Origin of the sequence: Vaccinium witches'-broom phytoplasma str. VAC (assembly GCF_000309405.1) — a bacterium.
Classification (GTDB): domain Bacteria; phylum Bacillota_I; class Bacilli_A; order Acholeplasmatales; family Acholeplasmataceae; genus Phytoplasma.
Genome location: NZ_AKIN01000235.1, coordinates 1 through 8,182, shown reverse-complemented (window position 1 = coordinate 8,182; position 8,182 = coordinate 1). Strand labels below are relative to the sequence as shown.

Genomic DNA, 8,182 nt, shown 5'->3' with positions numbered 1-8,182 from the left:
ATAACATTGTTAATATAAGTCATAAAAAAAAAAAAAATAAGAAAATTATTTTTATATCAACTGATGGAAAGAAATAAATACATTATAGAATGATAAATAAAAAAACATCCTTTTTAAATTGGAAAAAATATAAATATTTTTTATGAGTTTTTTTTCATTAAAAACACTATATAGGAAATATATTGAGGAAAAAAATGATTAAAAAATCTATTTTTATTAAAAGTATTCAAGACCCTATTGACTGTCCCGTCCTCCGTTTATCAGAAGTTTTTTTAATGGGTCGCAGTAATGTTGGCAAAAGTTCTTTTATCAACGCTTTAACGAATAAAAACAAATTAGCTTTATTTTCTAAAACACCTGGTAAAACAACCACTATTAATTATTTTTTATTAAATGATTCTTTTTATTTAGTTGATTCGCCAGGTTATGGTTATTCTAAAAGAAATAAAACTTTTAAACAAAGCGTTTTCCATATGATTAATAATTTTTTACAAAACAACTATTTTGTTAAAATTATTTTTCAAATTATTGATTTTAAAGTGGGTCCTACAAAGATGGATTTAGATATTTATCATAATTTAAGAGAATATAATTTACCGGTTTTTTTAATTTTAAATAAAAAAGATAAAGTGTTGAAAAATCAAGTTATTAATCAAATGCAAAGAATCAAAAAAGAATTTTGTACGCCTGAAGAAAATATTCCTATGTTTTTACTTTCTTGCAAAAATAAAGATGGTTTAAATGAAATAGTTAATTTTATTTATGATAAAATAAATACATAATTCATTATTTTTTATTTTTTGTTAAATTTGATACTTTTCGGTATAAGATAATAATTATTATGAACTAAAGATAAAATATTTTTTAGTGTTTTAAAGCTAAAAAATTAGGATTAAGAAAAATATGGAACAAAAATATAATTTTAAATTATTAGAAAATAAAAGATACGTTAAATGGTTAGAAAAAGGCTATTTTAAAACACAAAATAACCCCGATAAAACACCTTTCACTATTGTTATTCCGCCTCCGAATATTACGGGCAAACTACATTTAGGTCACGCTTGGAATAATACTTTACAAGATATAATTATCAGAAGAAAAAAAATGTTGGGTTTTGACGTCCTTTTTTTGCCGGGAATGGATCATGCCGGTATAGCGACTCAAAGCAAAATCAAACAAAAATTAAAAGAAGAAGGTTTTGCTGAACAAAACCTAACCAAAGAAATCTTTTTAAAATATGCTGCCTTATGGAAAGATGAATATACACAAAATATTCATACTCAATGGAAACGTTTAAGCCTTCATCTGGATTATGATTACGAAAAATTTACTTTAGATAAAGATTTTAGCCAAGCAGTAGAAAAAGTTTTTATTCAACTTTACGACAAAAAATTAATTTATCGTGATTATAAAATGATCAATTGGGACCCTTTTACTCAATCTACGATTTCTGAAATTGAAGTTAATTATCAAGAAGTAGAGGGTAAATTATACTATTTAAGATATTATTTAGCCGATGATAATGCTAATTATGTAGAAGTGGCGACTACAAGGCCGGAAACTATTTTTGCAGATCAAGCTTTAACCGTTAATCCTGATGACGAAAGATATCAACATTTAATCGGCCAAAAAGTGGTAGTTCCTGGAACGAACACAAAAATCCCTATTATCGCTGATAATTGTGTGGAAAAGGATTTTGGGACAGGCGTTTTAAAAGTAACTCCAGCTCACGATGTGAACGATTTCCAAATCGCTCAAAGACATGATTTGCAAATAGTTTCTTGTATGAATCCTAACGGAACTATGAACGAATTAGCCCAAGAATACCATAAAATGGATCGTTTTGATTGTCGTGAACAATTAATCCAAACATTAACTGCGAAAAAATTCGTATCTAAAATAGAGGATTATACCCATTCAGTAGGATTTTCAAGCATTTCTGGTGTTGTTATTGAACCAAGGTTATCATTACAATGGTTTTTAAAAACTAAAGCTATTTCGCAATCTGTTTTACAAGAACACCAAATTAACTTCTTTCCTAAACGTTTTTTAAAAACTTTTAACAATTGGTTAGAAAATTTAGAAGATTGGTGTATTTCTCGTCAATTATGGTGGGGACATTCTTTACCTGTGTGGTATAAAGGCGATGAATTTAAGGTCCAATCGCAAGATCCAGGCTATGGTTTTCAAAGAGATCCAGATGTTTTAGATACTTGGTTTTCTTCCGCTTTATGGCCTTTATGTACGTTAGGATGGCCTGATAATAACGTAGAGTTATTCCAAAGACGTTTTCCTGTTGACGTTTTAGTAACTGGTTATGATATTTTAACCTTTTGGGTTTCTAAAATGGCTTTACAAAGTATGAATTTAATTGAAAAAATACCTTTTAAAGATGTTTTGTTGCATGGTTTAATAAGAGATTCTCAAGGACAAAAAATGTCTAAATCGAAAGGAAACGGTGTAGATCCGATAGATATCATTGATAAATACGGTACAGACGCTTTAAGATGGTTTTTAACCACTAATTCTTCCCCAGGTGCGGATTTATTATATAACGAAACTAAAATAGCGTCTAGTTGGAATTTTATTAATAAAATTTGGAACATTAGTCGTTTTATTAAATTAAACATTAATACAGATCAAACCGATTTTAAGGTTGAAATGTTATTAATGCCGGAAAAATTTTTATTATCGCAATTATCGCGTTTAATGGAAGAAACAAACCATTTATACGATAAATACGAATTTAACATTGTAGGAAGTCTGTTGTATAATTTTGTTTGGGAAGACTTAGCCAATTGGCATTTAGAATTTTTAAAAATTGTTTTAAAAGAGTACGATCGAGAGGTATCTTTAAATTCTCAAAAGTTAGCTCTTTATATTTTAAAAATCACTTTACAATTGCTCCATCCTTTCATTCCTTTTGTAACTGATGCTATTTATGAAGAATTTGCTTTTACGCAACCTATTATTAACGAACAATTGCCGCAAATTAATGCAGTTAATTATTCCTCTGATGATTTCTATTTCTTAACTTTTAAAAATTTAATTGTGAAAATGCGTCAATTGAGACAAAATTATAAAATAACCAAAAATACTTTATTATCTTTATATATAGAAGCTCCTATAGAAAAACTATCCGAAATAAAAACTATTAAGCCTGTTTTAAAGAGTTTTTTAATGGCTTCTGAGATTAAAATAACCCATAAACTAAAACAAGAACAATACGAATGGTTGTTTTTTGACAAAGATACATATGTTTTCATTTTTAAAAAAGACTTGCAAGCTTTGAAAAAAAATCAATCTGATAATCAATCGCCACAATTGTTAAAAAAAATTTTAAGCGAAATTCAAAGAAGTGAAAAGATTTTAAATAATCCCTCCTTTTTAGAAAAAGCTAGTAAAGTTAAAATCCAAGAAGAACAAGATAAATATAAAAAATATTTAAGTCAACATGAAAAATTAATTAAAAATAAAGATCAAGAAGGTTAATCATAACCTTTCTTTTTCTTAAAAAAGGTTGATATGTTTATTAATAAAAATTTTTTTTATATTAATTTTAAAAACGTTCCTAATCCGAAAGCTAATATTATTATTACTCATGGATTAGGTGAAAGTTCACAAGATTATCTCCCTTTAGCTGACTTTTTATGTCAAGCCGGTTATAACGTTATTTTATACGATGTTAGAGGACACGGAAAAAGTGGTGGTTCAAGAGGTGATGTGAATAATTTTCATGTTTTGGTGGATGATTTGGCTTCTCTTGTGAAGAAAATTAAAAAAAAATCTTCTTTAAAAATTTTTTTAATCGGTCATAGTATAGGCGGAATCATTACTAACTCTTATATGGTAAAATACGGCGAGGTTAACGGTTCTATTATTAGTTCTGCTCCCGCTCATGCACTGAATAATAAACATTTAAAATACCCTTTTTATTGGTTTAATTTTAAACCAAGGAAACTTAATTTTTTATCTAATAAAATTGCTCATACGCCTATATATAAGGGTTATTTCCCTTATCATTTAGAATATGTTACTCCGCGTTTAATGAGAAATTTATTAGTTTTAAGTCCTCAATATTTACAAAAAAGATTATCTTTTTATGTGGGTTCTGTTTTGTTTTTATACAGTATCCAAGATAAAATTATTTCTTTTAAAAATGGTTCTTTTTTATTTGAAAAAGTACCTTCTAAAGATAAAAAATTAATTCTATATCAAGAGTCTTATCATAATTTATTTCACGATATAGAAGCGAACAAAGCCTTTGAAGATACGGTTGTATGGCTAGATAAAAGGTATTGACGATAATACCTTTGAAGAAACTATTTTTTTTTAAAAAAAATATTTATTTTGTTAAAATGGATGATATAAATATATTTTTAATATATTAAAATTGTTTTTTAAACAAGTTAAAAAAAGAGTAAGGGAATTTATGAACAATAACGATATTTTGCAAATCAGTAAATTATCACAAGAAGAAGTGTTTAAACACTTTCAAACCTCACCAACAGGATTAGATGATAACGAAGTACAGAAAAGAAAACTTTTATACGGGTTAAATGATATTAAATCCGCTAAAAATTTTAATGTTTTTAAACAAATTATTAAACAATTTACCTCCATGTTCGCTATTTTATTGTGGATATCAGGTACTTTAGCTTTTTTCATTCGCGAATGGCAAATCGGATTATCTATTTTCTTAGTTGTCATTGTGAACGGTATTTTCGCTTTTTTACAAGAAAGCAAAGCAGAAAAAATTTTGTCTTCTTTAAGTGATATGATGCCTAAAAAAATCCAAGTTTATCGTAATAATCAAATAGAAGTGATAGATGTTATTGATTTAACTATCGGAGATTTAATTTTTTTAGAAGTAGGGGCTACTATTCCTGCTGATTTAAGGATAGTGCAAGCTAATAATTTTTTCGTTGATAACTCCATGTTATCAGGCGAAACGATCCCCTTAAATAGAACGGCTAATCCTAACATACAAGATGAATGTGTTGTCGCTGAAATGCCTAATTTAGTTTATGCAGGTACAACAGTTTCTGAAGGTAGCGCTAAAGCGATTGTTTATTCTATTGGAGAAAACACTCAAATAGGGCAAGTATCTGTTTTATCTGAAAACATCGATAAAGGATTATTTACTTTAGAAAAAGAAATTCACAGAGTAGTTAAAAAAATTAGTTTTATTGCTTCTTTATTAGCTTTAGTAGTCTTTTGTGTATGTTTATGGCGTTTTAAAGCTGATAATTCTTGGCGCAAGGCTTTAAGTGGCGCTATTGTAGTGGCTTTAAGTATGTTAGTGGCGAACATTCCTGAAGGATTATTGCCGACTATCAACTTAAGTTTAGCTATCGGAACCCAAAGAATGTCGAAACAAAACGCTTTAATTAAACAATTATACTCAGTGGAAACATTAAGTTCCGCTACAGTTATTTGTACCGATAAAACAGGAACTTTAACGGAAAACCAATTAACTTGTAAAAAAATTGTCTTTCCGGGCGGTTCTGTCGATATTGCTGGTAATGGTTTAAAAAAAGAAGGACAAATCAAAAATTTAAATCAAGAAACAGACGATAAAGTCTTGAAAAAAATCTTTATTGCTTCTATTATGGCTTCAGAAACGAACTTAATTGATGATGAGAAAAATAAAGACGATTATCAAGTAGTAGGTAACCCTACCGAAGGTTCTTTATTAGTTGCCGCTAGCAAATACGGGCTTTCTATTGATGCAGTGCGTCAAAATTTTACAGTTGAAAAAACTACTCCTTTCTCTTCGGAAACTAAAAAAATGAGTGTTTTAGCGACGAATGTGGCACAAGACAAATATGATATTGGTAGCAAATATTTATTTGTTAAAGGCGCTCCAAGCGTTTTATTAAAAGATTGTAATGTTCAATATAAGAATAACCAAGTAAGCTCTTTTTCTGAATTAGAAAAAGAATTCTTTTATGAAAGAAACGAAGAATTATCTAACCAAGGTTATCGTATTTTAGCTATCGCTTATAAAAAAATTGAAGACGGTTCTTTAGAAGAAGCTAATATGGTCTTCTTAGGATTCGCTGTTAATTTCGATCCTCCAAAAATTGAAGTTAAAGGCGCAGTAAAAGATTTATTAAAAGCTGGTTTAAAAATCACTGTTATCACCGGAGATTACGGTCCTACAGCTATTTCTATCGCTAAACAAGTAGGTATTATCGCAGAAGAATATATCCATATTGATGGTAATCAATTAGAACAAATGTCGCAAGAAGAATTGCAAGATTCTTTAAAAACAAGAGCTCCTGTTTTATTTTCCCGAACAACTCCTAAACACAAATTAAGAATTGTTGAAGCTTATCGCGCCAATGATGAAATAGTGGGCGCTATAGGCGATGGAGTAAACGATATTTTGGCTATGAAAGCCGCTCATATTGGTATTGCAATGGGTAAATCTGGTAAAGATGTCGCTCGTAATGCAGCGGATATGATTTTATTAGATGATAATTTCTCTACCATTCCTAAAGCAGTTTTAGAATCTAGAGGAATCTATTCTAATATTAAAAAATTCATGACTTATGTTTTATCCTCAAACATTCCTCAAATTTTCCCTATTATCTTGATGACTTTATTTAAAGTGCCTCTGTATTTAACTGTTATGCAGATTTTAGCTATTGATTTATTAACGGACTTAGTACCTGCTATTGCTTTAGGTGCTGAAGAACCCGAAAAAGATTTATTAGATCACAAACCTCGTACAGAAAATGACCATTTATTAGACAAAAAAATATTAAAAAGAAGTTATGGTTTTTTAGGAATTGTAGAAGGTGTATTAGCATTAGTCTTTTTCTTAGCTTTTGGTGGTTACCAATTTTTCCTCAATCATGAAATAGCTTTTAAAGATATTTCTGAACAAGCAGGTTTCATTTATGCGTCCACAATGGCTTTCGGAGCAGTTATTTTTGCTCAAGTAGGCAATGCTTTTGCTTGTCGTTCGGATAAATTATATTTTTGGGAAAGTTACAACAAGAAAAATAAACTTTTATACGTGGGAATTATCACCGAGTTATTCTTATTTGTGTTAATTTCTCAAAATATAGGGTTTTTGAATTCCTTTTTCAAAACTAAACCTATAAGATTTATAGATTATTTATACTTACTTTTACCAATAGTGGTTATGTTAGGTTTTGATACTTTAAGAAAAAAAATCATTAATAACAAAAAACCATCTGAGACCAAATAATTAAGCTTTTTAACCATGAAATAACAAAAAAACTTTTATCTGTTTTTTTGTTATTTTTTTACATTTTAAAGGTTTTAAATGTTATTATTTAATTTGAAAACGATGAAAACAAATAAGAAAAAAGGGAGAGCGAATTGAAGCTAATTGTAGGTTTAGGAAATCCGGGAAAAATGTTTGAATTAACCCCTCATAATATAGGTTTTATGTTAATTAATTATTTAGAAAAAGAATGGAAAAAAAACATTTTAACTACTAAAAAAGAGCTATCAAGTATCGTTTCTCATCTTCAATTAGAACAAGAAACCATTTTGTTAGTTCAACCGCAAACTTATATGAATTTTTCAGGCAAAGCCATCAAACAACTGATGTTGAAATATAATATCCCTAAGGATGATGTTTTAGTGCTCGTTGATGATATCAATTTAGAGCCAGGCGCTTTTAAGCTCAAATATAAAGGCGGTCATGGTGGTCATAATGGTTTAAGAAATATTATAGATATGCTACATTCTAAGGAATTTAAAAGATTAAGAATAGGAGTTGGTCTTGATTCTCGTATTCCCTTAGAACAATATGTTTTAAACCGTTTAAATGCCCAAACACAAAAACAAATTACAAATAATTTTCCTTTGTTTAAAAAGTTAATCAGCAATTTTATCCAAGGTTATCCTTTTGCTAATTTAATGAACACTCTTGTATAAGAAAGAAATGATAATTTTCTTCTTTTAAAAACAAGTTAAAAAGAGTGATTATGCCCTGTTCAGGCGCCTTTATTTCTTAAGAAAAAAAGATGTTATTTTTTGATAAAAAAATTGTTAAAAAGATGATAATTTTGATAAAATAAATAATATTGCAAATGTTTAAAAATGAATTAATTTTTGCGATAGAAAAATGTTAAAAAGTAAAGCTTTTAGATGAAATGAAATTAACTTTTAATGTTTAATAAATTAATTAAATTTTTTG

5 protein-coding genes are annotated in these 8,182 nt (G+C 28.3%); all 5 read left to right on the top strand.

Annotation, left to right across the window (positions count from 1 at the left end):
* Window positions 1-194: 194 nt before the first annotated feature.
* The 5 genes from yihA to pth all read left to right on the top strand — a co-directional run bounded on the left by yihA (window position 195) and on the right by pth (window position 7,920).
* Entirely contained in the window at window positions 195-782 is a 588-nt protein-coding gene (yihA, locus tag RI68_RS03140) for a ribosome biogenesis GTP-binding protein YihA/YsxC (RefSeq protein ID WP_017193777.1), read from the top strand.
* Window positions 783-903: 121 nt separating this feature from the next.
* Window positions 904-3,492: a valine--tRNA ligase gene (locus RI68_RS03135; RefSeq protein ID WP_017193776.1), complete on the top strand. Its 2,589-nt coding sequence runs from the start codon at window positions 904-906 to the stop codon at window positions 3,490-3,492.
* A gap of 33 nt (window positions 3,493-3,525) precedes the next feature.
* A complete protein-coding gene (locus tag RI68_RS03130; RefSeq protein ID WP_017193775.1) occupies window positions 3,526-4,302 on the top strand; it encodes an alpha/beta fold hydrolase in 777 nt (258 codons plus the stop codon).
* A 130-nt stretch (window positions 4,303-4,432) separates the two neighbouring features.
* A complete protein-coding gene (locus RI68_RS03125) occupies window positions 4,433-7,222 on the top strand; it encodes a cation-translocating P-type ATPase (RefSeq protein ID WP_017193774.1) in 2,790 nt (929 codons plus the stop codon).
* Window positions 7,223-7,356: 134 nt separating this feature from the next.
* A complete protein-coding gene (gene pth / locus RI68_RS03120; RefSeq protein ID WP_017193773.1) occupies window positions 7,357-7,920 on the top strand; it encodes an aminoacyl-tRNA hydrolase in 564 nt (187 codons plus the stop codon).
* Window positions 7,921-8,182: the final 262 nt, after the last annotated feature.